General features: G+C 76.7%; 22 protein-coding genes. 13 read left to right on the forward strand and 9 right to left on the reverse strand.

The window, feature by feature from the left end; all coding sequences use genetic code 11:
- The first annotated feature begins 6 nt into the window (after positions 1-6).
- Together ACI79O_RS09800 and ACI79O_RS09805 are read left to right on the forward strand one after the other, a co-directional pair.
- Positions 7-813: an ATP-binding cassette domain-containing protein gene (locus tag ACI79O_RS09800; RefSeq protein ID WP_456886806.1), complete on the forward strand. Its 807-nt coding sequence runs from the start codon at positions 7-9 to the stop codon at positions 811-813.
- A gap of 2 nt (positions 814-815) precedes the next feature.
- Positions 816-2,102 (forward strand): sugar ABC transporter permease, encoded by a 1,287-nt coding sequence (locus ACI79O_RS09805; RefSeq protein WP_456886804.1) that lies wholly within the window; start codon positions 816-818, stop codon positions 2,100-2,102.
- A gap of 48 nt (positions 2,103-2,150) precedes the next feature.
- Here ACI79O_RS09805 and ACI79O_RS09810 read toward each other — a convergent pair whose 3' ends face one another.
- Together ACI79O_RS09810 and ACI79O_RS09815 are read right to left on the reverse strand one after the other, a co-directional pair.
- Positions 2,151-3,338, reverse strand: coding sequence for an HRDC domain-containing protein (locus ACI79O_RS09810; protein WP_456886802.1), 1,188 nt, complete (start codon positions 3,336-3,338; stop codon positions 2,151-2,153).
- 174 nt (positions 3,339-3,512) lie between these two features.
- A complete protein-coding gene (locus tag ACI79O_RS09815) occupies positions 3,513-4,145 on the reverse strand; it encodes a DUF3000 domain-containing protein (RefSeq protein WP_456886800.1) in 633 nt (210 codons plus the stop codon).
- 136 nt (positions 4,146-4,281) lie between these two features.
- Between ACI79O_RS09815 and hemE the strand changes: the two genes are divergently transcribed.
- Positions 4,282-5,337, forward strand: a complete 1,056-nt coding sequence (gene hemE, locus ACI79O_RS09820) for a uroporphyrinogen decarboxylase (protein WP_456886799.1) — start codon at positions 4,282-4,284, stop codon at positions 5,335-5,337.
- Positions 5,334-6,701, forward strand: coding sequence for a protoporphyrinogen oxidase (hemG, locus tag ACI79O_RS09825; protein ID WP_456886797.1), 1,368 nt, complete (start codon positions 5,334-5,336; stop codon positions 6,699-6,701). The genes hemE and hemG overlap by 4 nt, the downstream gene beginning before the upstream one ends.
- On the opposite strand, the gene ACI79O_RS09830 is transcribed toward hemG, so the two are convergent.
- Positions 6,698-9,520 carry a helix-turn-helix transcriptional regulator gene (locus ACI79O_RS09830; protein WP_456914010.1) on the reverse strand — a complete coding sequence of 941 codons (2,823 nt, stop codon included), beginning with the start codon at positions 9,518-9,520 and terminating at the stop codon, positions 6,698-6,700. The genes hemG and ACI79O_RS09830 overlap by 4 nt on opposite strands.
- A gap of 168 nt (positions 9,521-9,688) precedes the next feature.
- Here ACI79O_RS09830 and ACI79O_RS09835 point away from each other — a divergent pair, with 168 nt between their 5' ends.
- From ACI79O_RS09835 to ACI79O_RS09850, 4 genes are all read left to right on the forward strand, one after another.
- Positions 9,689-10,243, forward strand: coding sequence for a hypothetical protein (locus tag ACI79O_RS09835; protein WP_456886793.1), 555 nt, complete (start codon positions 9,689-9,691; stop codon positions 10,241-10,243).
- Positions 10,240-10,767: a YceI family protein gene (locus ACI79O_RS09840; protein WP_456886791.1), complete on the forward strand. Its 528-nt coding sequence runs from the start codon at positions 10,240-10,242 to the stop codon at positions 10,765-10,767. The genes ACI79O_RS09835 and ACI79O_RS09840 overlap by 4 nt, the downstream gene beginning before the upstream one ends.
- Positions 10,768-10,895: 128 nt before the next feature.
- The gene (hemQ, locus tag ACI79O_RS09845; RefSeq protein WP_456914011.1) at positions 10,896-11,615 is read left to right on the forward strand and encodes a hydrogen peroxide-dependent heme synthase; all 720 of its coding nucleotides are present in this window, start codon (positions 10,896-10,898) and stop codon (positions 11,613-11,615) included.
- Positions 11,616-11,635: 20 nt separating this feature from the next.
- The gene (locus ACI79O_RS09850; protein ID WP_456914012.1) at positions 11,636-12,133 is read left to right on the forward strand and encodes an SRPBCC family protein; all 498 of its coding nucleotides are present in this window, start codon (positions 11,636-11,638) and stop codon (positions 12,131-12,133) included.
- An 11-nt stretch (positions 12,134-12,144) separates the two neighbouring features.
- On the opposite strand, the gene msrB is transcribed toward ACI79O_RS09850, so the two are convergent.
- Genes msrB through ACI79O_RS09865 form a run of 3 tightly spaced genes read right to left on the reverse strand, consistent with a single transcriptional unit; the run spans position 12,145 to position 15,795 of the window.
- Positions 12,145-13,020, reverse strand: coding sequence for a peptide-methionine (R)-S-oxide reductase MsrB (msrB, locus tag ACI79O_RS09855; protein WP_456892709.1), 876 nt, complete (start codon positions 13,018-13,020; stop codon positions 12,145-12,147).
- Positions 13,017-13,673, reverse strand: a complete 657-nt coding sequence (locus ACI79O_RS09860; protein ID WP_456892707.1) for a response regulator — start codon at positions 13,671-13,673, stop codon at positions 13,017-13,019. The genes msrB and ACI79O_RS09860 overlap by 4 nt, the downstream gene beginning before the upstream one ends.
- Positions 13,657-15,795 carry a sensor histidine kinase gene (locus ACI79O_RS09865; protein ID WP_456892705.1) on the reverse strand — a complete coding sequence of 713 codons (2,139 nt, stop codon included), beginning with the start codon at positions 15,793-15,795 and terminating at the stop codon, positions 13,657-13,659. The genes ACI79O_RS09860 and ACI79O_RS09865 overlap by 17 nt, the downstream gene beginning before the upstream one ends.
- A gap of 173 nt (positions 15,796-15,968) precedes the next feature.
- Between ACI79O_RS09865 and ACI79O_RS09870 the strand changes: the two genes are divergently transcribed.
- Positions 15,969-16,613, forward strand: coding sequence for a hypothetical protein (locus tag ACI79O_RS09870; RefSeq protein ID WP_456892703.1), 645 nt, complete (start codon positions 15,969-15,971; stop codon positions 16,611-16,613).
- A 76-nt stretch (positions 16,614-16,689) separates the two neighbouring features.
- Positions 16,690-17,151, forward strand: a complete 462-nt coding sequence (locus ACI79O_RS09875) for a hypothetical protein (RefSeq protein ID WP_456892701.1) — start codon at positions 16,690-16,692, stop codon at positions 17,149-17,151.
- Between the two features lie 66 nt (positions 17,152-17,217).
- Here the strand turns inward: ACI79O_RS09875 and ACI79O_RS09880 are convergent, their stop codons facing one another.
- Positions 17,218-17,421 carry a cold-shock protein gene (locus ACI79O_RS09880; RefSeq protein ID WP_012948038.1) on the reverse strand — a complete coding sequence of 68 codons (204 nt, stop codon included), beginning with the start codon at positions 17,419-17,421 and terminating at the stop codon, positions 17,218-17,220.
- Between the two features lie 334 nt (positions 17,422-17,755).
- Between ACI79O_RS09880 and ACI79O_RS09885 the strand changes: the two genes are divergently transcribed.
- On the forward strand, positions 17,756-17,977 hold the full coding sequence (locus ACI79O_RS09885; protein ID WP_456892699.1) for a hypothetical protein: 222 nt from the start codon (positions 17,756-17,758) through the stop codon (positions 17,975-17,977).
- 66 nt (positions 17,978-18,043) lie between these two features.
- On the opposite strand, the gene ACI79O_RS09890 is transcribed toward ACI79O_RS09885, so the two are convergent.
- Complete coding sequence (locus tag ACI79O_RS09890; protein ID WP_456892697.1) at positions 18,044-19,885, reverse strand: GmrSD restriction endonuclease domain-containing protein; 1,842 nt, start codon at positions 19,883-19,885, stop codon at positions 18,044-18,046.
- Between the two features lie 158 nt (positions 19,886-20,043).
- Here ACI79O_RS09890 and ACI79O_RS09895 point away from each other — a divergent pair, with 158 nt between their 5' ends.
- A complete protein-coding gene (locus tag ACI79O_RS09895) occupies positions 20,044-21,654 on the forward strand; it encodes a Na+/H+ antiporter (RefSeq protein WP_456892695.1) in 1,611 nt (536 codons plus the stop codon).
- A gap of 194 nt (positions 21,655-21,848) precedes the next feature.
- Positions 21,849-22,295 carry a hypothetical protein gene (locus tag ACI79O_RS09900; protein WP_456877470.1) on the forward strand — a complete coding sequence of 149 codons (447 nt, stop codon included), beginning with the start codon at positions 21,849-21,851 and terminating at the stop codon, positions 22,293-22,295.
- 38 nt (positions 22,296-22,333) lie between these two features.
- Here the strand turns inward: ACI79O_RS09900 and ACI79O_RS09905 are convergent, their stop codons facing one another.
- On the reverse strand, positions 22,334-24,388 hold the full coding sequence (locus ACI79O_RS09905; RefSeq protein WP_456914013.1) for an ABC transporter ATP-binding protein: 2,055 nt from the start codon (positions 24,386-24,388) through the stop codon (positions 22,334-22,336).
- Between the last annotated feature and the right edge of the window lie 150 nt (positions 24,389-24,538).

Raw genomic sequence — 24,538 nt, forward strand, 5'->3', positions numbered from 1 at the left:
CCCGGCGTGTCCGCACCCACCGACCGTCCCCAGGACGTCACCCCCACCCTGGAGCTCCGCGGCGTCAACAAGAGCTTCGGCGCCATCCAGGTCCTGCACGACGTGCACATGAAGGTCTATCCCGGCCAGGTCACCGCGCTGGTCGGCGACAACGGCGCGGGCAAGAGCACGCTCATCAAGTCCATCGCCGGCATCCACCCGATCGACTCCGGCGAGTTCGTCTTCGAGGGCCGGCCGGTCACCGTCACCGGCCCACGCGACGCCGCCGCGCTCGGGATCGAGGTCGTCTACCAGGACCTCGCCCTGGCCGACAACCTCGACGTCGTCCAGAACATGTTCCTCGGCCGCGAGCGCAGGAACGGCATCGTCCTCGACGAGTCGTCCATGGAGGTGGCCGCGCGGGACACCCTCGCCAAGCTCTCGGTGCGCACGCTGAAGTCCGTGCGCCAGCTGGTCTCCAGCCTCTCCGGCGGCCAGCGGCAGACGGTCGCGATCGCCAAGGCCGTGCTGTGGGAGTCCAAGCTGGTCATCCTCGACGAGCCGACCGCCGCCCTCGGCGTCGCGCAGACCCGGCAGGTGCTCGACCTCGTCCGGCGGCTGGCCGACACCGGTCACGCGGTGGTCTTCATCAGCCACAACATGGTCGACGTCTTCGAGGTCGCCGACCGCGTCGCGGCCCTGTACCTGGGCCGGATGGCGGCCGACATCCCCATCTCCCAGGTCGACCGGCCGCAGGTCATCGAGCTCATCACGGCGGGCCGGTCGGGCAACCTGGGCATCGCACCCGCCGACGCCGCAGCGGTGGAGGTCTGAGCATGTCCAGCACCATCTCCAAGCCGACGAGCGCACAGGAGCCCGGCGGCGCGCCGTCGGGCTTCGAGGCCGATCGCAGCGCCGACACCCTCGGCGGCACGGTACGGGCGTACCTCGACCGCGTCCGAGGCGGTGACCTGGGTGCGCTGCCCGCCGTCCTCGGCATCGTCGTCCTCGGGCTGCTGTTCTTCGTGCTGCGGCCCGAGACGTTCCTGACCCCGCGCAACATGGCCAACCTGGCCGACCAGGCGGCGCCGATCATCATCCTGGCGATGGGCCTGGTCTTCATCCTGCTGCTGGGCGAGATCGACCTGTCCGCCGGTGTGGTCAGCGGCGTCTGCGCCGCGGTCATGGCCAAGCTGCTCGCCGACGCCGGTGCACCGTGGTACGTCGCCGTGGGGGCAGCCCTGCTCACCGGCGTGCTCATCGGCCTGTTCACCGGCAGCCTCGTCGGACTGATCGGCATCCCGTCGTTCGTCGTCACACTGGCGCTCTTCCTCGGCTGGCAGGGCTTCACGCTGCGGCTCATCGGCGAGGGCGGGACGGTGCCGGTGCGCGACCCGGTGATCTCGGCGATCAGCGACCGGAACCTGCCGGTCGTCCTCGGCTGGGTCCTCGCCCTGCTGACCATCGCCGCGTACGCGGCGCTGCAGCTCAACCGGTTCCGCGTCCAGCGGGCCAAGGGGCTCGCGCACGCCCCGCTCGCCGTGGTCCTCGTGCGGATCGGCGTCATCGCCGCCGTCGTCGTCGTGGTCACGGCGGTGCTGAGCGTCGACCGGGCCCCGGCTCCCGGCGTGGTCCTCGCCGGCATCCCCTACGCCATCCCGCTGGTGGTCATCCTGCTGCTGGCGCTGACCTTCGTGCTCGGCCGCACGAGCTTCGGCCGGCACGTCTACGCGGTCGGGGGCAACGCGGAGGCGTCCCGCCGGGCGGGCATCAGCGTCACCCGGATCCGGGTGGCGGTGTTCGTCATCGGCTCGACCCTGGCGGCGATCAGCGGCATCGTCGCGGCCGCCCGGCTCGGCTCGGTGGCGCCGGGCTCCGGCGGCGGCAACACGCTGCTCTACGCCGTCGGCGCCGCGGTCATCGGTGGCACCAGCCTCTTCGGTGGCCGGGGCCGGGTGCGCGACGCGGTCCTCGGTGGCCTGGTGGTGGCGATCATCGCCAACGGCCTGGGCCTGCTGGGTACCGAGGCGTACCTCAACTTCATCATCACCGGCGGGGTGCTCCTGCTGGCCGCCAGCGTCGACGCGCTGGCCCGGCGGCGGGCCGCGGCCACCGGCCACTGACGCCACGAGGCTCCGCCGTCCGGCACCGGACGGCGGACCCTCGCCGGTTCAGGCGCGGGAGAGCGCGTCGGCGAGCAGGTCGCGGGTCAGCTCGACCTGCCACTCGCGGGCCCCGCCGGCCCGCAGCGCCGCGGCGACCGCGTCGGGGTCGCGCGGCTCGGGCGGGGTCCACATCAGCCGCCGGACCAGGTCGGGGGAGAGCAGGTTCTCCACCGGCACCGCGTGCTTGTCGGCCAGCTCGGCCAGCCCCGTCCGGGCGGCCTGCAGGCGGGTGGCCGCGGCCGGGTCGCGGTCGGCCCACCGGTTGACCGGCGGCGGCCCCTCACCCGGGCGGCTCTGCAGCGGCAGCTCCGACTCCGGCAGCGCGCGGCCGCGGGCCAGCGCCCCGAACCACGTCGTCACCAGCCGGCGGTTGGCCCGGCCCCGGAACACCGGCAGCTCGAGCAGGGCCGCCTCGCTCTGCGGGTCGGCCTGGACGGCGGACACCATCGCGGAGTCGGGCAGCACCCGGCCCGGGGCGATGTCGCGCCGGCGGGCCAGGTCGTCGCGGGCCTGCCACAGCGACCGCAGCATCCCCAGCTGGCGGCGGCTGCGCAGCCCGTGCACACCGGAGGTGCGCCGCCACGGGTCCTGCCGCGGGGCGGGCGGCCCGGCGGCGAGGACGGCGGCGAACTCCTGCCGGGCCCAGTCGGTCTTGCCCTGGTCGGCCAGCAGCGCGGCGAGCGCGTCGCGCAGGTCGACGAGCACCTCGACGTCGAGGGCGGCGTAGACCAGCCACTCCTCCGGCAGCGGGCGGGTGCTCCAGTCGGCGGCGGAGTGGCCCTTGACCAGCGAGTACCCGAGCAGGGACTCCACGACCGCGGCCAGACCCACCCGCGGCAGGCCGGCGAGGCGGGCGGCGAGCTCGGTGTCGAAGATGCGCGCCGGGACCATCCCGATCTCCGCGAGGCAGGGCAGGTCCTGGCTGGCCGCGTGCAGCACCCACTCCTCGTCGGCGATGGCGGCCTGGACGGCGGAGAGGTCGTCGAACGGGACGGGGTCGACCAGGCCGGTGCCGGCGCCCGCGCGGCGCAGCTGCACCAGGTAGGCGCGCTGCCCGTAGCGGTAGCCCGACGCGCGCTCGGCGTCGACGGCGACCGGACCGCTGCCCGCGCGCAGCGCCTCGGCGTAGCCGGCGAGGGCCGCGGGGGTGTCGATGACCGGCGGCAGGCCGTCGCGCGGGGCGAGCAGCGGCACGGGGGCGGGCGCGGCGTCGTCGTCCGGGGAGACGTCGGGCAGGGGGTCGGTGCTCAGTTGCCGTCCACCTTCTCGCCCGTGTCGGTCCGTGCGTCCGCCGCCGCTGTCCCGGCTCCCGGCGGCCTCGGCCGGCCGGTGCGGACCCGGGGAGTGCCGGACTCCCCGGTGCCGATCCTAGTTGCCGTCGTCGACGGAGCCGGAGGGACCCAGCAGGGAGACGCCGGGCGGGGGCAGCCCGGCCGCGGTGCCGAGGACCTCCAGCCAGGCGTCGAGGTGCCGGTCCAGGGCGGTGTCCCCGGCGGTCCAGGAGGCGCGGATCTCGACGTCGACGGAGTGCTCGGGGCCGGCGAGGTCGCCGAAGCGGGTGGACGCGGTCCGGGTCACCGTGCCACCGAGCGCGTGCGCCGCGGCGCCGCTGCCGGCCAGCGCCTCGGTCAGCCAGCTCCAGGCGACCTCGGAGAACATCGCGTCGTCGACCATGTGCTCGTCGGTGCTGGCCGACAGGTAGCCGACGCAGCGGGTGGTGCCGTGCCACGACTCGTGCCCGGCGGGGTCGTACAGCACGATGAACCGGCCGACGGCGAGCTCGACCTCCTCCTCGCCCTCGCCCTCGGTCACCCGGATGCCGAGTGCGTGGGCGAAGGGCGCGAGCCGCTGCGGAGCGGGGATGGTCTCGACGACGATCTCGGGGCGGGTCCGCAGCGCGGTGAGCGAGGCGATGCCGGCGGCGAAGTCGGCGGGTGGGGGGTCGGGAGCCGCGCGGGCACCGGCACCCTCCCGGGGACCGGCCACGCTGCGAGGCTCCACGCTCGCAGGGTAGGGCCCCGGGCCCGGTCTGTCTCGGACTCGCCGCTGGTGGGCGGCCCGGGACGGGCCCGCGGCGACCGCCGGGCACCGGGCGGGCGCCCGCCCGCCGTGCCCGGGTCTGGGAGGATCGACCGTCGTGAGCACCGCTGCCGCCCGTCCGTCGTCCCCCGCCGACTCGGACCTCGTCCGCGCCGCGCGCGGCCTCCCGGTCGACCGGACGCCGGTGTGGTTCATGCGGCAGGCCGGCCGCTCGCTGCCGGAGTACCGGGCGCTGCGCGCCGGGACGGCGATGCTCGGGGCCTGCCAGGACCCCGACCTGGTCACCGAGATCACCCTGCAGCCGGTCCGCCGGCACGGCGTGGACGCCGCGATCCTCTTCTCCGACATCGTGCTGCCGCTCGTGGTGGCCGGCGTGGACGTCGAGATCAAGCCCGGCGTCGGCCCGGTGGTCGCCGACCCGGTGCGCACGGTGGCCGACGTCGACGCGCTGCCCGACCTCGAGCCCGACCGGCTGGACTTCCTCGCCACCGCGGTGCGCCGGCTGGTCGCCGAGCTCGGGCCCACGCCGCTCATCGGGTTCGCCGGGGCGCCGTTCACGCTGGCGACCTACCTCATCGAGGGCGGCCCGTCGAAGGAGCACGCCCGCACCAAGGCCTTCATGTACGCCGAGCCCGAGGCGTGGTCCCGGCTGCTCGACCGGCTCGCCGTGTCCGCGGCGACGTTCCTGCGGGTGCAGGTCGACAACGGCGCCTCCGCGGTGCAGCTGTTCGACTCCTGGGCCGGGGTGCTGTCGGCGGCCGACTACGGCACCCGCGTGCTGCCGCACTCCCGCGCGGTGTTCGACGGGCTCGGCGACCGCGACGTGCCGCGCGTCCACTTCGGCGTCGGCACCGGTGAGCTGCTCGCGCTGATCGGCGACGCCGGCGCCGACGTCGTGGGCGTCGACTGGCGGGTGCCGCTCGACGAGGCCGCGCGGCGGGTCGGCCCGCAGCGCTCGCTGCAGGGGAACCTCGACCCGGCCGTGCTGCTGGCCGACCGGGGGACCGTCGACCGCGAGGTGCGCCGGGTGGTCGAGCAGGGCCGCGCCGCCCGCGGGCACGTGTTCAACCTCGGCCACGGCGTGCTGCCCGAGACCGACCCCGGGGTGCTCACCCACGTCGTCGAGCTGGTCCACGAGCTCACCGCGCGATGAGCCGGCTGGTCGTCGTCGGGGCCGGCGTCACCGGGCTGGCCGCCGCGTACGCCTGGTCGCGGGAGCGGCCCGGCGACGAGGTGGTCGTGGTGGAGGCCGGCGGGCGGATCGGCGGCAAGCTCGACCGGGTCGAGCTGGCCGGCACCTGGTACGACACCGGCCCCGAGGCGGTGCTCGCCCGGGTGCCCGAGGCCGTCGAACTGGTGGCGGAGCTCGGGCTCGCCGACCGGCTGGTCGCCCCCTCGACCACGCAGGCCTCGATCGTGCTGCCCGACGGCCGCCACCCGCTGCCGCCGGGCACCGTGCTGGGCGTGCCGACGTCGGCCGACGGGCTGGCCGGGGTGCTCACCCCCGACGGCGTCGCGCGGGTGCGCGCGGAGGCCGACCTGCCGCCGCTGCGGCTGGACGGCGACGTCTCGGTGGGCGCGCTGCTGCGCGCCCGGCTCGGCGACGAGGTGGTCGACCGGCTGGTCGAGCCGCTGCTGGGCGGGGTCTACGCCGGCCGGCCCGACGACCTCTCGCTGGCGGCGACCATGCCGGCACTGGCCGCGCAGCTGCCGCACGCCGACAGCGTGCTCGCCGCCGCGGTGGCCGCCCGGGACGCGGGGGCGCGCAGCCGCGGGGACGCCGACGGGCCGGTGTTCGTCACCGTCGCCGACGGGATCGGGGCGCTGCCGGAGGCGCTGGTGGCGGCGTCCCGGGCGCACGTCCGGCTCCGCACGCCCGCCCACGCGCTGCGCCGGGCGCACGGACGGCTCGAGGTCGCCGTCGGCCCGGTCGCGGCGCCGGAGGTGATCGAGGCCGACGCCGTCGTCGTCACCGCGCCCGCGGGCAAGGCCGCGCGGCTGCTCGCCGGGATCGCGCCGGGCGCCGTCGAGCCGCTGCGCGGCATCCCGTACGCGTCGATGGCCGTGGTGGCGATGGCCTTCCCCGCCCAGCCGGTCGACGCCGGGTCGGGGCTGCTGGTGCCGCCGGTGACCGGGCGGCTGGTCAAGGGCGTCACGGTGTCGTCGTCGAAGTGGCCGCACCTGTCCGGCGACGGCCTGCTGCGGGTGCGCGCGTCGGTGGGCCGCTACGGCGACGAGGTGGAGCTGCAGCGCGACGACGACGACCTCACCGCCGCGGTCGTGGCCGACGTCGCCGACCTGCTCGGGCTCGAGCGCCGGGAGCCGGTGGCGACGCACCTGGCCCGCTGGGGCGGGGGACTGCCGCAGTACCTGGTCGGCCACCCGCAGCGGGTGGTCGCGATCCGCGAGGCGGTGGCCGCGGTGCCCGGCCTGGCGGTGGCCGGGGCGGCCTACGACGGCGTCGGCGTGCCGGCCTGCGTCCGCGGTGCCCGGCGCGCGGTCGAGGCGCTGCGCTAGCTGCCGCGGGCGCGGGTGGCGGTGGCGAGCTGTGTGCGGTTGGTCAGCCCCAGCTTGCCCAGGGAGTTCCGCACGTGGCTCTCCACCGTGCGCTCGGACAGGAACAGCCGCTCGGCGATCTGCCGGTTGGCGAGTCCCTCGGCCACGAGCTCGGCGATCTCGCGCTCACGGGTGGTCAGCGGATCCGCGCGGCGGGCCGCCTGCCGGGCGCGCTCGACCAGCGCGGCGGCCTCGCGCTCCGCGCGGGGCATCCCGAGGCGGCGCGCCTCGCCGGCCGCGACCCGGGCGAGCTCGGCCGCGCGGGCGACCTCGTCCCGGAGGCCGCGGTCGAGCAGGGCGGCGGCCAGACCGATGCGGTCGTTGACCGCCGCGGGCCGGGCACCGGTGTGCGTGTCGGTCGCCAGTGCCTGCTGGAACCAGCCGATCGCCTCGTCGAGGCGGCCGCGCACGACGGCGAGGCGGCCCAGCAGGACGGCGACCGAGCCCTGGCCGTACACCCCCGCGCCGGTGGCCGCGTACGGGCGAGCGACCAGCTGCCGGTGCACGAGCTCCGCGGCGGTCACGTCGGCGAACGCCTCCACCAGCGGGACGACGTTGACGTCGACGCCCGAGGAGCCGACGAAGTCCGGCTCGGCCAGCTGATGCCGGAGGGCCTCGTACCGGGCAGCTGCCTCGTCCCGTCGCTCCTCCAGCAGCGCGAGCAGCGCCCGGGTCACCTGGACGATCGGCGTGGCGTCGGCGCGGGCCAGGGCGGCGCGGGCCTCGGCGCTCCACTCCCTCGTGTCGCCGGTGACCAGTGCGTGCTGCAGCGCGAAGGCATGGGACAACCCCACCGTCGAGACGTCCGCGGCCAGCTGGTCCAGGCCGACCTCCCGGGCTTCGGCGTTGAGCGCGAGTGCCTCGGGGAACCGGCCGCGCAGCGCCGCGACCGACGCCCGCAGCCGGAGGTCGTGCCACCGCACCAGTGGCAGCCTGGTCCGCCGGGCCAGGTCGGAGATCCGCGCGAGCTCGTCGTCCACCGTGGTCGTGTCGCCGGTCTCCATGCCGGCGTCGATCCGCCACCTCGCCCCCCAGAGCGCGGCCAGCGGCTGACCGGAGGCGGCGGAGTGCTCGATCGCGAGGAGCCCCAGGCGCGCCTGCTCGCGCGCGTCGACGGCGGTGGGGCTCGCCTTCATCCGGGCCCGCACGGCGTCGATCACCGCGCCCGGGTCGCCGCAGCGCTCGGCCAGCTCCAGCGCCTCGACCGCCAGGGGTGCGGCCGCGCCCAGCCGGCCGGCCTCGGCGAGGGTCGAGGCGGCCTGCGACAGCAGGAGTGAGCGGAGCCCCGGGTCCCGATCGGCGTCCACCGCATCGAGCGCGCGCTCGCACATGCCGACCAGCGCCGTGCTCCGGCCCGGGACGGCGACGTCGTGCACCGCGAGCGCCGCCGCCGCCATGAGGTCGGACCGGCCACGGCCGGCTGCCGCCTCCGACGCGGCGACCGCGTGCTCGAGTGCCGGACCGAACCGACCGGCGCGGAATTCCGCCGTCGCCAGGTCGACGAGCAGAGCGGCCCGTTCCTCGTCGTCCGCCCCCGCCCGCCGGGCCGACTCCAGGGCGCTCGACAGGAACCGGGACGCGTCCTCGAAGGCCAGCGTGCGGGTGGCGGTGTCCGCGGCGCGCCGCGCCCAGGCCACCGCCCGGTGCGGCGCCTCCGGGCCGGCAGCGCGCAGCCAGTGGCCGGCCACGAGCCCGGCGGCCGGGGCGTCGTCGGCGAGCAGCCGCTCGAGCGCCTCGGCGCACCGCCGGTGCAGCTCCTCACGGGTGCTCGGCGCCAGGTCGCCGTAGATCGCGTCCCGCACCACTGCGTGTGCGAACCGCCGTCGGCCCGGGACGTCGGGGAGGACGGTGAGGACCCCCGCGCGCACGGCGTCGTCCAGTCCGGCGTGCACCTGCTCGATCGGCCGGCCGGTGACCGCGCCCAGCTCTGCGGCGTCCACCTCCTCGCCGAGCACCGCGGCGGTGTCCAGGAGGTCGAGGACGGCCGGCGGCAGGGTGGCCAGCGTCGTCCGGACGACGTGGCGCAGCTCCGACCCCTCGGCCGCGCCGTCGCCGGCCGAGCCGAGCACCCGGACGACCGCCCGCAGGTACAGCGGGTTGCCCCCGCTGCGCCGGTGCGCGACCCGCGCCGCGTCCCGGTCCCCGCCGACGTACGCGCGGACGTCGTCCTCGGTCAGCGGGTCCAGCCGCAGCGACCGCGTCGCCGGTCGCCGCAGCAGCTCCGGCAGGGTGCGGTCCAGCAGGTCCGCACCGGTACCGGCGGGCTCCCGGTACGTGCCGACGACGAGCAGCCGCGAGCCGTGCAGCTCGCCGGCGAGGTGGCGCAGCAGCCGCAGCGACGTCTCGTCGGCCCAGTGCAGGTCCTCCAGGACGACGACCAGCGGGGCGCGTGCGGCGGACTCGACCACCGCATCGGTCGCGGTCGCGACGAAGCGGAAGCGCGCCGCCTCGGGATCGGCGCTGCGCTCGCGGAGGAGGTCGACCTCCGACAGCGCCTCGGCCACCGCGGACTGCACGTCCGGGCGGGTGCGCAGCACCCGCCGCCACGGCCAGAGCGGCGGTGCACCGGGATCGTCGACGCAACGTCCCCAGGCGACGGCCGGGGCGGCCGCGGTGGCCTCCTCGACGGTCCGGGTCTTGCCGATGCCGGCCGGTCCCGACACCAGCACGAGACCCCCGCCGCCGTGCCCGGCTGCGGTGACGCAGGTCCTCAGCTCGCGGAGCTCGGCGTCGCGGCCGACGAACGGGCCGCCGTCGGCTCCCGTCCGTGCGGTCGCCACACGGCGCAGTATCCCGGTCCTCCCGGCGTGCGAGAACGCGTTCCCGCGCGTGGAGGGCCCGACCTCCGTACCTCGGTTGCGTGCTCCCACGGATGTCCGGGACCGCCCGCCGCCGGATCGTCTCTCCCACCGGGGCGCGGACGTCGCCCCACCGAGGAGGGAGAGACCGTGTACGCCACCATCCACGGGTTCCGGATCACGGCCGGCCACGGGCCGGGCGTCCGGGAGGTCGTCGACGGCTGCCTGCCCGCCGGCGCCGCGCCCGCCGGGCTCATCGTGCTCGACGACGTCGAGGACCCGGGCCGCGGCACCGTCGTCGCGCTCTGGGCCGACGAGCCGGCCACCGACCGGGTCTACCGGGTCACCGACGAGCTGCACGGTCGCGCCACCGGGCGTCGCCCGCTGTTCGCCCAGGTCACCTGGCTCGACACCGGGGGCGACCCGGCGCGGGCGGATGCCGCCGAGCACGGCGGCCGGGACCGGATCTGGCCGGCGGTGCGGGACATCGACGGCATCGTCGAGGTCCTCGCGCTGCGCAGCACCGACGACCGGATCGTCGTCATCGGGCTGGCCACCGCCACCGAGACCCGCGACCGGGTGCAGCAGGCCGTGGTGCGCACGGAGCTGCTCCCGGACGAGGACCCGGCGCTGCTGCCGGGACACGACCGGGTCGAGATGGCGCGGGTCCTGCTCGCCGAGCTGCCGACGGGGGTGCGGTCGTGACCGCCCCGCTGCGCGCCCGGCCGGCCACCGCCGGCACGTGGACCGTCTCCGACAGCCGCACCCGGATCGCCTTCGCCGTCGGCAACCTCGGCCGGGTCGCGCACGGCACGGTGACGTGCCGCACGGGCTGGGTGGAGCTGGACGTCTCGGGCGACCCGGTCCGGGCGTCCGCCGACCTGGACCTGGACACCCTGGACACCGGCATCGCCAAGCGGGACCGCGACCTGCGCAGGCCGGGCCTGCTCGACATCGACCGGCACCCGGTGATGACCTGGCGTTGCGACCGGTTCGTCCCCACCGGCGACGGGGGGTGGACGGCGGAGGGCGAGCTGTCCGTGCGCGGGACGACGGCGCCGCTCACGGTGACCGGCCGGCCCGAGGCGGCGCTCGACGGCGACCGGCTCCGGGTCCGGGCGCAGGCCGAGCTGGACCGGACGGCGGTCGGCATCCGTGCGCCCGCGTTCCTCATCGGGCGGCGCGTCTCGATCACCGTCGACGCCTGGTTGGTCGCGCCCGGCGGGTGATCCGGCCGGTCGGCCGCAGTGGCGGTGGACACCGCCACTGCGGCCGCCACGTCGTCACCGGTGCACCAGGAGGGTCGGCCTGCCGCAGGCCGCCGAACCCCCCGGGCAGCCCGGGGGACAATGAGGACATGAGCGAGCAGAGCACCGAACAGCGCAGCGTCGGCAAGCGGGCCAACGAGCTCAACGCCCTCATCCGCTACACGATGTGGTCGGTGTTCCGGCTGGCCCGCCCGCTCGCCGACGAGCAGCGCACCGCCGTCGCCGACGAGGTGGCCGGGCTGTTCGAGGAGCTCGCGGGCAAGGGCGTCGTCGTCCGCGGCACCTACGACGTCGCGGGCCTGCGCGCCGACGCCGACCTCATGGTCTGGTGGCACGCCGAGTCGCCCGAGGCGCTGCAGGAGGCCTACACCCGGCTGCGCCGCACCGCGCTGGGCCGGCACCTGGAGCCGGTGTGGTCGCAGATGGCGCTGCACCGCCCGGCCGAGTTCAACCGCAGCCACATCCCGGCGTTCCTCGCCGAGGAGGAGCCTCGCCGCTACGTCTGCGTCTACCCGTTCGTGCGGTCCTACGAGTGGTACCTGCTGCCCGACGAGGAGCGGCGGGACATGCTCAAGGAGCACGGCATGCAGGCCCGGCCCTACCCCGACGTCCGCGCCAACACCGTCGCCTCGTTCGGCCTGGGCGACTACGAGTGGATGCTGGCCTTCGAGGCCGACGAGCTGCACCGCATCGTCGACCTCATGCGCGACCTGCGGGCCAGCCGGGCCCGTCGGCACGTGCGCGAGGAGGTCCCCTTCTACACCGGCACCCGCAAGCCGGTGACCGAGCTGGTCGCCGACCTGCCCTGACCTCCCGGAGGGACGCCGACGTGCGGACCGTACGACGCAGCACCGTCCTCGCCGCACCCGCCGACGTCGTCTGGTCGGCGGTACGCACGCCCGCGGCCCTCGTGCACGTCGCGGCACCGGTCCTGCGCTTCCCCGCCCTGGAGGCGCGGATCCGGCCGTGGCAGGCGGGGGAGTCGGTGACGACCTGGCTGCTGCTGTTCGGGCTGCTGCCGGTGTCCCGGCACACGCTGCGGGTCGAGTCCGTCGACGACGACGCCCGCGCGGTCCGGTCGGACGAGCACGGCTCGCTCGTCCGGTCCTGGCGGCACCTGATCACGGTGACACCGCTGGACGAGGGCGGCTGCCGGTACACCGACGAGGTCGAGATCGACGCCGGACCGCTCACCGGGCCCGTGTGGCTCTTCGCCGAGGCGCTCTACCGCTGGCGGCAGCGGCGCTGGCGCCGGCTCGCGCTCGTGCTCGCCGGCGCCCGTGCCGCCGACCGGACCCGCACCGCGGGACCCGGGTCGGCGGCCTGAGCCCGCGGGCGTCAGCCCTCGGCGGGCACCAGCCGGACGGACACCGAGTTGATGCAGTAGCGGTCGCCGGTCGGCGTCTGCGGCGCGTCGTCGAAGACGTGCCCGAGGTGGCTGTGGCAGGTGCCGCAGAGGACCTCGGTGCGGACCATGCCGTGGCTGCGGTCCTCGCGGAGCACCACGTCGTCGGCCGACGACGGCTCGTAGAACGACGGCCAGCCGCAGTGCGAGTCGAACTTGGTCTCCGAGCGGAACAGCTCGGCTCCGCACGCGCGGCAGGTGTAGACGCCGACGGTCTTCGTGTCGACGTACTCGCCGGTGAACGGGCGCTCGGTGCCGGCCTGGCGCAGCACGGCGTACTCCTGCGGTGAGAGCTGGGCCCGCCACTCCTCGTCGGTCCTGGTCAGCTTGGGCTGGGGAGTGGTCGTCATGCCAGGGGGAACGGCCCGGGCGACGGGCGGATTCCCCGCCGCCACCCGCTCGACCAGGCGTCCGAGCAGGCCGGAGGGGTCGTGCAGCACCACGAGGCCGTCCCCGACGACCCGCGCCGTCCCGGGGTCCACCGGGTCGGCGGCCCAGCCCTCCGGCACGAACCCGACCTCCACCTCCAGTCCGCCGGGCAGCCGGAGGCGCCGCTCGAGCAGCGGCCCCCACCGCCGGGTCCGCACGTCGGCCACCCCGGCGCCGAACAGCCCCGCGACCGCATCCGGCCCGCGGTAGCCGTCCCGGTCCCGGGTGACGACGACGAGGTCGACGTCGGAGTCGGGCCGCGCCGTGCCGCGGGCCTGCGACCCGGCGAGCCCGACGGCGACGACGTCCGGGCGGCCCGCCGCCCAGCGGACCACCCGCCGCAGGACGCCGCGCACGTCCTCGGCGCCGCCGGCCGTCACCGGCCCAGGCCGGCCTCGCGGGCCCGCACGATGGCCTGCGCGCGGTCGGTGACCTGCAGCTTGGTCAGCACGTTGGACACGACGTTGCGCACCGTCTTCGGCGACAGGTACAGCACCGCGGCGATCTGCGCGTTGGACCGCCCGGCGGCCACCAGGTCGAGCACCTCGCGCTCCCGGGCGGTCAGCTGCGGGAACGCCGCCTCGGGGCCGGCCGGACCGGCGGCGAAGAACTCCGCGATCCGCCGGGCCAGCGCCGCGCCGAACACCGCCCCGCCGGAGGCCACGGTGGTGATCGCGCGGACGACCTCCTCCTGGTCGGCGCCCTTGAGCAGGTAGCCGCGGGCCCCGGCGCGGACGGCGGCGAACACCGTGCCGTCGTCCTCGCTCATCGTCAGCACCACCACGCCCGCCGACGGCACCTCGGCGGCGATCCGCCGCGTGGCCTCGATGCCGTCGAGCACCGGCATCTGCACGTCCATGACCACGACGTCGGGCAGGTGCTCGCGGACCACCGCGACCGCCTCGGCCCCGTCGGCGGCGGTGCCGACGACGGTCAGCCCCGGCACCGAGCCGAGCAGCAGCGCCAGCCCGTCCCGGTAGACCGGGTGGTCGTCGGCGACCACGATCCGCAGCGGCTCACCGGGCTCGGTCACCGGGCGCTCCTCCCTCGACGGGCAGCACGGCCCGCACCTCCGTGCCGCCCTCCGGCGGGCAGCTGACCGTGCAGTGTCCGCCCAGCTCGGCCGCCCGCTCGCGCAGCGACACGAGCCCGACGCCGGCGGCGCGGTCGGGCGCGATCCCGACGCCGTCGTCGGCGACGGTCACCACCAGGTCGCCGTCCTCGCGGCCGAGGGTCGCCCGCACCCGGGTGGCCCGCGCGTGCCGGGCGGCGTTGGCCAGCGCCTCCGAGGCGATCCGGTAGGCCGCCACCTCGACCGCCGCGGGCAGCTCGCCGAGGTCCACGGCGTCGACGATCACGGTGACCTGCGGCGCCAGGAGCCGCTCGGCCTGCTGGCGGACCGCGCCGGCCAGCCCGACGTCGTCGAGGGCGGGCGGGCGCAGGTCGTGCACGAGCCGCCGGACGTCGCCCAGCGCGGCGGCGACGTCGTCGCGCGCCTGGCGCAGCAGCCGGTCGGCGTCCTCGGGCCGGGTGGCGGCGAGGTTGCGGGCGGTGTCGATCCGCAGCACCACCGCACCGAGCGAGGGGCCCAGCCCGTCGTGCAGGTCGCGGCGCAGCCGGCGGCGCTCCTCCTCCCGGGCGGTGACCAGCTGCTCCCGGCTGGCCTGCAGCTGCGCGGCCAGCGACCCGGCCCGCGCGGCCGCGGCGGCCTGCCGGACGACGTCGGCGAGCAGCCGCTCGTCCCGCGTCACCAGGTGCGCGCGGACGCCGTCGCGGGGCAGCAGCAGCCGGCCCACCTGCTCGCCGCGGTAGGCGATGGGCAGCGACTGGACCGCGTCTGGCCGCCGCCCGTGCTCGGCGACCAGCCGCCCTCCGTCGGCGGCGTCGACCTCGACGCCGACGTAGGGGACGCGGAAGGCCTCGGCGATGCCGGCAGCGACCGCCATGAGCTGCTCCTCGGCGCCGTCGGTGCGCTCGAGCCGCTCGGCCAGGTCCGACACGACGCGGTAGGGGTCCTCCCGCTCGCCGAGCACCCACCGGCGGACCAGCCGCCACAGCGGCGCCCGCAGCGGGACGTAGACCACCGCGACCAGCAGCAGGGTGAGCAGGGTGGCGTCGCGCTCACCGAGGGCGTCGCCGAGCAGCGCGCCGGCCGCGCCCAGCACGGCGAGGTCGAGCAGCACCACGCCGACGGCCAGCCCGCCGTACACCAGCGTGCCGCCGAGCAGCCGGTCGACGTCGACCGCCCGCGGCCACAGGATGCCGGCGGCCACCGCCGTCCCGGTCAGCGCGACCGCGAGGACCAGCGCCAGCGTGCTCGGCTCGGAGGGCAGCAGCAGCGTGGTGAGCATGACGAGCAGGTCGACGACGGCGGCCCACAGCAGCCAGCGCATCCGCGTGCGGTCCTCGCCGGCCGCCTGCCGGTACCGGGCGACCACCGAGGCGGCCGCGACCGCGGTGCCGAGGACGGCGAGCGGGAAGCCGATCCGCAGCAGCGGCAGCGTCAGCGCCGCGGGGAGCGGGAGGGAGGTGAGGTCGAGGTCGAGGGTGCGGTAGACGGCGGGGACCCCGGTGCCCTCGTCATCGGTGAACGCCACCTCGGCCGGGGTGACGAGCAGCAGCACCGGCAGCAGCGCGGTGGCGGCCAGGCCGGCCAGGCTCGCTCCGCGCCAGCGGCCACCCGGGAGCCGCCCGTCGGGGTAGAGCAGGAGCAGCAGCGGCAGGCCCAGCAGCAGGCCCGACCCCAGCCGCTCGACGGTCCAGAACGCCAAGCTCGCGCCGGCCCGCGGCGGGTCGTCCTGCAGCGCCCAGGCCAGCCACGACTCGGCCAGCCCGTTGACCGCCCAGAACACCGCGGTGCCGGCGGCCACCCAGGACACCGCGTTGCGCGGCGCCCGCAGCAGCAGCGCGGCCGCCGGGACGGCGAGCACGAGGCCCGGCACGGTGGCCAGCCAGCCGGGTTCCCGCTGCAGCGCCGAGCGCACCGCCGACGGTGTCGTGGCGTCGAGGACGGCGGCGGTGACCGCCGAGCCGGCCACCACGACGATGACGACGGCGACCGCCGACCACCGCAGCCGGGGGTCCGGGACACCGGGCCGGAGGAGGGGCTCCGGTGCCGATCGGGTCCGCCCGGTCGCCGGGGCCTGTGCCTGCACGCGCGCATCCTCGCCCGACGGCGTCCCCGCCGTCACGGGTCAGCCGTCCCGTGTCACCCGGGACACCGAGGGGGACCGGATCCGTGGCGGCCGGCCCTGTCGGCCCGGGACGCGTCCCCACGACGGTTCTCCCCGGACGGCGCACCGGGCGCCGCACGACGACGGAGGACCCGATGTCCCTCACCACCACCCCCGCTCCCGCCCGCACCGACCTCGCCGCACCGGCCGGCGCTGCCCCCGGCGCCTCGACCCGCTCGGTCCGCAGGGCCGGGATCGCGGTCGCCGCCGGGTCGCTCTCGTGGGCGGTCGCCTGCGCTGCGCTCGGGACCACCCCGCCGGCCGGGACCTGGCAGGCCCTCGTGGTGAACCTGACCGCGTTCGCGTTCCAGGGCGGCCTGGTCTTCCTCGTGGCCGCGCAGATGCGGACCGGCGCCATCGGCACCGGCCGGCTGGCCCGCCGGCTGCTGCACGTCGAGCACGCCCTGCTCGCGGTGGCCATGGTCTCGTCACTGATGTGGGCGCTGACCCCCGGCCTCTACGACACCGGCTTCTTCTTCGTGATCGACCTCTTCTGGCCGCTGTCGATGCTCGGCATGGCCGTGATCGGCGTGCGGATCGCGATCGCCGGCCGGTGGAGGGGCGCGGCCCGGTTCTGGCCGATGGTCGCCGAGAGCTGGGCGCCGGTCACCGTCCCGACCGCGTTCCTGCTGCCCGCGATCACCCAGTACGTCGGCGCCGCGCACCTGCTGGTCGGCTACGTCGTCCTCGGCGTGATCCTGGCCCGCCGTCCCGAGCTCACCGGCGCCCGCGACCGCTGAACGACCCCCACCGGCGCCCCGTCACCCCGTGCACCCGGGTGGCGGGGCGCCGTCGCGCGCGGCGGAGACTGGGCCGGTGACAGCGCCCGACCGGCCCCTGCCCGACACCTGGTTCCGCCGCGACCTGCCCGTGCTGCGGGCGGTGGCCCGGCTGGTCGACGGCCCCGAGCACGGCGGCAACCCCTACCTCGGCCAGGTGGTCCCGGCCAGCGGCCTGCCCAAGCCCGACGTGCTGGCCGCCGCCCGCGCGCTCGCCGCCGCCGGCTACGTCGAGGTGCTGACCACCTACTCGGGGGAGATCGTCCGGTTCACCGGCATCTCCCCGGAGGCGCGCCGGCTGGCCGGGCTCTGGCCGACGCCGCAGTCGGAGTGGGAGCGGCTGGTCGAGCAGCTCACCGCGCGGGCGGCCCACGCCCGGACCGACGTCGAGCGGGCCCGCTGGCGGGCCTTCGCCGACGCCGCGGTCGCCGTGGGCCCTGACGACGGCGCCCTGCTGATGTCGGCGCTGGTCGGCGGGTACGTGCCCCGCGCGCGCTGACCGGCGCCGCACACGACAGCGCCCCCGCCCGGTGGACCGGACGGGGGCGCTGTGCTGATCAGGAGATCAGAGCGGGTTGACGTTCGCCGCCTGCGGGCCCTTCTGGCCCTGCTCGATGTCGAACGAGATCCGCTGGCCTTCGTCGAGCGAGCGGTACCCGCTGGTCTGGATGGCCGAGTAGTGGACGAACACGTCAGGTCCGCCACCGTCAGGAGTGGCGAAGCCGAACCCCTTCTCCGCGTTGAACCACTTGACAGTTCCTTCGGGCATTGCTCGCTCCTAGCTGCGATGGTGCATCGGGGTCCTGCCAGAGCGCAGGGCCTTCCCGACGCGACGACCCTAGCCGTCCCGGACCCCGTGTGGGGGACCGGGGCGGCGCGTTCGGGGTCCGCCGGTCCGGCAGGCGCCGGACCTCGTCGTCGGTGGCCCCGCCCGGGACCCCCCACACCCGCGGCGGGCCGGAGTCACCCGATCGGGTCGGGCGGCCCGGCCCCGCCACCGGTCTTGCGGGGATCGTGCGGTTCCGCAGAGCCGCCGCTGAGGGAGGGCGCCCAGGGTCGGTGGTGCCGGGGACCGAGCCCGGCCCGACCCCGAGGAGCAGCCCGTGGAGACCGACCCGACCGCCACCGGCGCGCCGCTCGTGCTGGTCGACCTGGCCGACCTCCACCCGGCCGACCTCGACGCGCTGCTGGCCGCCGAGCTCGACGAGCACCCCGCGGACGCCACCGAGCTGGCCGCGCTGCTGGCCGACGTCCTGCGCGCCACCGGCACCGCCGCCGCCCTGGCACACCGCCTCGGCGCGCACGCCGCCCTGCTGGCCGACTGAGCCGGCGCCCCGAGCCCGCCGGTCCCGGCCCCCGCACCACGGGGGCGCGGGGTCCAGGACCGGCGGTCACTCGCAGCCGACGCCGTCGCCGTCCCGGTCGAACTTCGGGTCCCAGCCCGGGTCGCCCCGGGTGATCGGGGCGGCGCCGGCGGCGCGGACGGCGTCGCAGTTCGCGTAGGACGTCGCGACCGGAGGGGGCGGCGGGGCGGGCACCGGAGCCGGCGGGGGAGCCGGCTCCGGTGCCGGCGCGGGTGCCGGAGCCGGAGCCGGCCGCGGGGTCGTGGGGGCGGGCCGTGCCGCCGGAGGGGCAGCCGCGGTGGTCGGCGCCGCGGTCTGCCGGGCCGGGGCGACCACACCGCCGGGCAGCGGCTCGGCCGGGCAGCCGGCGAGCACCGTGGCGATCGCGTTGCGCTCGGCCTGCGTCGTCCACAGCCCGTAGCTGACCTTCACCGCGACCTGGCGGGCCACGTAGGCGCAGCGGTGGGAGCGGTCCGGCGGCAGCCAGGTGGCCGCGTCACCGTCGCCCTTCTGCAGGTTGAGCGGCCCGTCGACGGCGAGCAGGTTGAGCGGGTCGTTGGCGAACTGCGTGCGCCGGGCGTCGTCCCACTGCTGGGCGCCCTTCTGCCAGGCGTCCGACAGCGCGACGACGTGGTCGATCTGGACGTCGTCGCTGGTGCCCTGGCCGCGCTGGAAGGCGATGGTCCGGCCGGAGTAGGGGTCGTCCAGCGTCCCGGTGAGGACGACGCAGTCGCGGGTGCCGGGCTTGAACGTCTCGCCGGTGAGGTCGCGGGCGAGCACGTCGTTGCGGGTGTCACAGCCGTTGCGGTCGGTGTCGACCCAGCCGGCGCCGAACAGGTCGCGGTCGTAGCCGGTGCGCGGCGCCCGGCCCTGCACCGGGAGGGCGGCCAGCGCGGCCAGCGCGGTGGCCGGGGCGGCGCCGTCGACGGCGGCCTGGGTGGCGCCGTCCGAGAGCAGGCCGGTGGCCGGGTCGGCCACCGGGACGGCGGTCTCGCTGGTCTCGGCCCGGGTCGCCGCGGCGTCCGCGGCGGCGGCCGCCGACTCGGCCGCGGCGCTCGCCTGGGCGGCGGAGGTGGTCGGCGCGGCCGACGAGGAGGGCGCCGCGGGCTGCGCGGCCGCGGTGGGCGCGGGCGGCGGGACGGTCGCCCCGCCGATCCCGGTGGTCACCAGCCCGGCGGCCAGCACCGCACCGCCGACCCGGCGGGAGGCGATGAACGCCCACCGCGCACGGCCGACGACGACGGCGCCCAGGCCCACCAGCAGCAGCGCGAGCCCGACGGCGAGCAGCCCGCCGGCCGCGCCGGAGGTGGCGGCCGCGATCACCACGACCAGCAGGACGACGGCCGCGACGACGCCGAGCACGACCGGCCCGCGCCGCGGCGTGCCGGCGGGGGCGGGTGCGGGCGTGGGAGGCAGCGGCCAGGGCTGGGGCGAGGGCTGGGGCGAGGGCTGGGGCCGTGGCGCCGTCCCGGCCGGCCAGGACGCAGGCACAGGCGGGGCCACCGGAGGCGCGACCGGGGCGGGGGCCGGGTCGGCCGGCCGCGCGGCGTGACCGGAGAAGGCGACCAGCACCTCGAACGGGTCCGCGCCGGTGAAGGGGAACTGCACGTCGACGGTGGTCTCGACCGCCCCCGGCAGCCCGGCCGCGAACGACCGGTCGGCCCGGCCGTTGGAGCTCAGCTTGGCGCCGTCGACGTAGAGCGTGGTCCGCCGGCCGGTCGGCGCGGTGGCGACCAGTCGCAGGTAGGTCGCGCTGCTGCCCTCCCTCGGCGCGACGACCTCGTAGCCGAGCGCGGCGGCCTTGGACACCACCGCCCGCATCGGCGTCCCCGGCGAGCGCTGCGCGTGGTGGCGCAGCACCTGCTGGACGGCATCCGGCAACGACGACATGCGCAGGCCTCCCCGTGGTGCCCGGTGCACCGTGCCGCCCATGCTCGGCCACGCGGACCGGCGCGTACAGGAACGGCGGAGGGCGGAGCGACGGGAGTGACCCGTGGGGCGGGGTCGGGATACTGGGCCCGGCCAGCCCTGGGACCGGTGGAGGTCAGATGGCGATCGATCCCGTGCCGCTGGCTGCCGCGGCGGACAGCGCGGTGTCGGTCGGCGGGGTCTTCGAGGTGCTCGGTCTGGTCCTCGTGGTCGCGGCCGGGGCCGCGCTCGGCCGCCGGGTGCCGGTGGCCGGCCCGATCCTGCTCGTCCTCGTCGGTGTCGCGCTGTCCTACGTGCCCGGCGTGCCCGACTACAGCATCGACCCCAACATGGTCCTGCTGCTGTTCCTCCCGCCGCTGCTCTACGCCGCGGCCTGGCGCACCTCCAACCGCTCGCTGAGGGCCAACCTGCGCCCGATCGCCCTGCTGTCGGTCGGGCTGGTGCTGTTCACCACGCTCGTCGTCGGGCTCGTGGCCTGGGCCGTGGTCCCCGGCCTCCCGCTGGCCGCGGCATTCGCCCTCGGGGCGGTGGTGGCACCCCCGGACGCCGTCGCGGCCACCGCGGTGGCCCGGCGCACCGGCCTGCCGCGGCGGGCGGTGAGCATCCTCGAGGGGGAGAGCCTGGTCAACGACGCGACCGCGCTGACCACGCTGCGCGTCGCGATCGCCGGGGTGGCCGGGTCGGTCACCGTCCTGGACTTCCTCGGGGAGTTCGTCCTCGCCGCGGCCGGCGGGGCGGCGATCGGGCTGGGCAGCGCCTGGGTCGCCGCCCACCTGCACCGGCGCAACGAGGAACCGATGATCGACGTCGTCCTCAGCCTGGTGACGCCGTTCACCTCCTACCTGCTCGCCGAGGCCGTCGGCGCCTCCGGCGTGGTCGCGGTGGTCACCACCGGCCTGTGGCTGAGCACGCGGTGGTACGGCTTCTTCTCCCCGACGTCGCGGACCCTGGCCGACCCGCTGTGGAGCGTCATCGAGTTCGTCCTCACCGGGGTCGTGTTCCTGCTGATCGGGCTGGAGCTGCCGGCCATCCTCGACGAGATCCGGGGACTGCCGGCCGGCACCGTCGTCGGGAGTGCGGTCGCGGTGACGCTCGCGGTGGTCCTCAGCCGCCCGCTGTGGGTCTTCCCGGCCACATACCTGGCGCGGCTGTTCCCGCGGGTGCGCCGGCGCGAGGCGGCACCGCCGTGGCAGTTCCCCGCCGTCATCTCATGGGCCGGGATGCGCGGCGTGGTCTCGCTGGCGGCGGCGCTGGCCTACCTGTCCACGGCGCCGCAGGGCGGCCTGCTGACCTTCCTCGCCTTCGTGGTCGTCGTCGCCACCCTGGTCGGCCAGGGCCTCACCCTGCCCTGGGTGATCCGCCGCCTCGCCCTGCCCGGCCCGAGCGCGACGGAGGACGCGCTGCAGGAGGCCGCGGTGCAGCACGAGGCGGTCAACGCCGCGATCAAGCGGCTCGACGAGCTCGTCGCCGGCGACGACGCGGTGCCGCCGGAGGTGGTGGACCGGCTGCGGGACAAGGCCGAGATCCGGGGACTGTTCGCCTGGGAGCGGCTGGGCCGCCAGGACCGCGAGCCGCCGTCGGTCGCGTACCGCCGGCTGCGCCGCGAGATGCTGGCCGTCGAGCGGGCGGTGTTCCTCCGCGCCCGCGACGAGGGCCGCATCGACGAGGAGGTCGTCACCGCGGTGCTGCGCGAGCTCGACACCGAGGAGCTGCTGCTCGACCGGGCCTGACCGGCCGCCGTTCCCACCGGCCCGGGTGCGACCGTCGCGCCGTGGTCCGCGACCTCGACTCGCCCCGGCAGGCGTGCCAGGGTCGTGCCCGGAGCGATGACCGCGAGGGTGGGAGACGCCACGCCGGACCGCCCGCCGCCCGGACGGCACCGCGCCGACCGACCGACCGACGCGCGTACCCCGTGGAGGACGACGTGACCGATCACGCGGCGACCCCGTACGCAACGGCGCAGGACGGGCTGGCGGTGGCCAGCGCCCTGCTGCGCGCCACCGACGAGCGGGTGACGGCGGTGCACGTCGGCCGCGAGCACCTCACGGTGAGCGCGCCGCCCCACCCCGACGGCCGCAGCGCCGGGCCGAGCCCGCTGGGGTTGCTCGCGGCCGCGCTGGCCTCCGACACCGCGATCACGCTGCGGGCGCACCTGGACAGCACCTACTCCTACGGCGGTGACCTCGAGGTGGTCGTCTCGGTCCGTCCGGACTGGGTCCTCGACTGCCGGGTGACCTACACCGAGGACCTGGACGCCGACCAGCTGGACCGGGCCCGTGAGGTCGCCGGCCAGGCGCCCCTCACCCGCGTGCTCGGTCCCGGCGTCGAGTTGAGGACGAGGTTCTCGCGCAGCTCCGCCCTGACCCGCTGACGGCGGCGACCCACCGCGGCGTCACTGGAGTCGGGGGGTCACCCCGGGCGGGGTGCCGGTCGCTGCGCACCCCTCCTGCGCACGTCCGCCCCGATCCCGTCCGCGGACCACCCGTCGCGGGCCGACGGGGCGTGCGGCAGGACGTCGCCGTCGGCGAAGACGACGCCGTCGTCGCAGCGCGCCTCGACGGTCCCGCCGCCGAACTGCTCGGCGTAGAGCCGGGCGTAGAGCCCGCCGCGCCCGACCAGCTCGGCGTGGGTGCCCTGCTCGACCACCCGTCCCCGGTCGAAGACGACGATGGTGTCGGCGGCCAGGACGGTCGAGAGCCGGTGGGCGATGGCGATGGTGGTCCGGCCGCGCATCGCCTGCTCCAGCGCCTGCTGCACGAGCCGCTCGCTGGCGGTGTCGAGGGCGGAGGTCGCCTCGTCGAGGATGAGCACGCGGGGGTCGGCCAGCAGCACCCGCGCGATCGCCAGGCGCTGCTTCTCCCCGCCCGAGAGCCGGTAGCCGCGCTCGCCGACCGTCGTGTCGTAGCCCTCGGCCAGGCGCTCGATCCGCTCGTCGATGTTGGCCGCGCGGGCCGCCGCCCGGACCTGCTCGTCGGTGGCGTCCGGGCGGCCGTAGCGCAGGTTGTCCCGCACCGAGGCGTGGAACAGGTAGGACTCCTGCGTCACCACGCCCACCGCCCGGGCGAGCGTGGCCCGGGTCAGGTCGCGGACGTCGTGGCCGTCGAGGGTCACCCGGCCGGCGTCGACGTCGTAGAGGCGGGGCACGAGGTAGGACGCCGTCGTCTTCCCGGCTCCGCTGGGGCCGACGAAGGCGACCAGCGACCCGGCGGGCACGTCCAGGCTGACGCCGTCGAGGACCCACGGCTGCGCGCCGTCGCTCCCGGCGCGGTCGCCGGTGCCGTACCGGAAGCGGACGTCCTCGAAGGCCACGTGCCCGGCCACCTCCTCCTTCCGCAGGTCGAGCGCGCCGGGCCGGTCGACGATCGCCGGCCGCAGGTCGAGGTACTCGAAGACGCGCTCGAACAGCGCCAGCGACGTCTGCACGTCGACGCCGACCCGGAGCAGCGCCACCACGGGGAACAGCAGCCGGGTCTGCAGGGTCGTGAAGGCCACGATCGTGCCGGCGGTCAGGGTGTCGGCACCGCCCGCGAGGAAGACCCCGCCGATGGACAGGCCGGCCACCAGGTAGACCAGCGCCGGGGTCAGCCCGAAGAAGGCCTGGACGGTGGCGAAGAACGACTGACCGGTCATGGTCTGCTTCACCTGGAGGTCGGCCTGGCGGGCGTTCTCCTCGGCGTAGCGCCGCACCTCGGCGTCCTGGCGGTCGAACACCTTGGCCAGCAGCACCCCGCTGACCGACAGCGTCTCCTGCGTGATCGCGGTCATGTCGGCCACCGACCGCTGGGTGGCGCCGGCGACCCGGCGCCGGACCCGCCCGACCCGCACCTGCAGCACGACGAACACCGGCAGCAGCACCACCGCGACCAGCGTGAGCCGCCAGGACAGCACCAGCATGGCCACCAGCGCGCTGACCACGGTCACCACGTTGCCGAGGATCGAGCTCGCGGTGTCGGTGACCACCGACTGCACCCCGGCGACGTCGTTGCCCAGCCGGCTCTGGATCTCGCCGGTGCGGGTGCCCGTGAAGAACGCCAGCTCCATGCGCTGCAGGTGGGCGAACAGCCGGTCCCGCAGGTCGCGCATGACGGCGTTGCCCAGCCGGGTCGTCAGCCAGGTCGTCGCCACCCCGAGGGCGGCGCCCACCAGGACGACGGCGATGCTGGCGCCCACGAGCGCGACCAGCAGGCCCAGCCGGGGCGGGCCGATCGAGCCGTCGGCGGCCCGCGGGAACAGCGCCCGGTCGAACACCGCCTGGGTCAGGAACGGCTGCACGATCCCCAGCAGCGAGGACACCAGGATCGCCGTGGCGACGACGGCCACCCGCGCGCGGTGGGGGCGGAACAGGGCCAGCACCCGCCGCCCCGTGCGGTCCGTCGCCGTCGCCGTCGTCGCCGCCGTCGTCCCAGCCCTCGTGCCCGTCGCCGCTGCCGTGGCCCGGGGGAGCCCCGGCGGGCCGGCGGTCATCGCCCGAGCGTGTCCCACGGCCGGCCGGGAGTCCAGTGCTGCCCGGGTGGCCCGGGACTGCGCTCTCGGCGAACACCCGGAACGGCGGAGCGGCCCGCCCGCGTTCTCCGCGGCATCGGTGATTACACCGTTGCAGGAGGAGGAGCACGA

This window comes from Geodermatophilus sp. SYSU D00696 (assembly GCF_054050235.1).

Coding starts and splice junctions, on each gene's coding strand:
- ACI79O_RS09805 (WP_456886804.1), top strand. CDS start 816: ATGTCCAGCACCATCTCCAAGCCGACGAGCGCACAGGAGCCCGGCGGC.
- hemG (WP_456886797.1), top strand. CDS start 5,334: ATGAGCCGGCTGGTCGTCGTCGGGGCCGGCGTCACCGGGCTGGCCGCC.
- hemQ (WP_456914011.1), top strand. CDS start 10,896: ATGAGCGAGCAGAGCACCGAACAGCGCAGCGTCGGCAAGCGGGCCAAC.
- ACI79O_RS09870 (WP_456892703.1), top strand. CDS start 15,969: ATGTCCCTCACCACCACCCCCGCTCCCGCCCGCACCGACCTCGCCGCA.
- ACI79O_RS09880 (WP_012948038.1), bottom strand. CDS start 17,421: ATGCCCGAAGGAACTGTCAAGTGGTTCAACGCGGAGAAGGGGTTCGGC.
- ACI79O_RS09890 (WP_456892697.1), bottom strand. CDS start 19,885: ATGTCGTCGTTGCCGGATGCCGTCCAGCAGGTGCTGCGCCACCACGCG.
- ACI79O_RS09895 (WP_456892695.1), top strand. CDS start 20,044: ATGGCGATCGATCCCGTGCCGCTGGCTGCCGCGGCGGACAGCGCGGTG.
- ACI79O_RS09905 (WP_456914013.1), bottom strand. CDS start 24,388: ATGACCGCCGGCCCGCCGGGGCTCCCCCGGGCCACGGCAGCGGCGACG.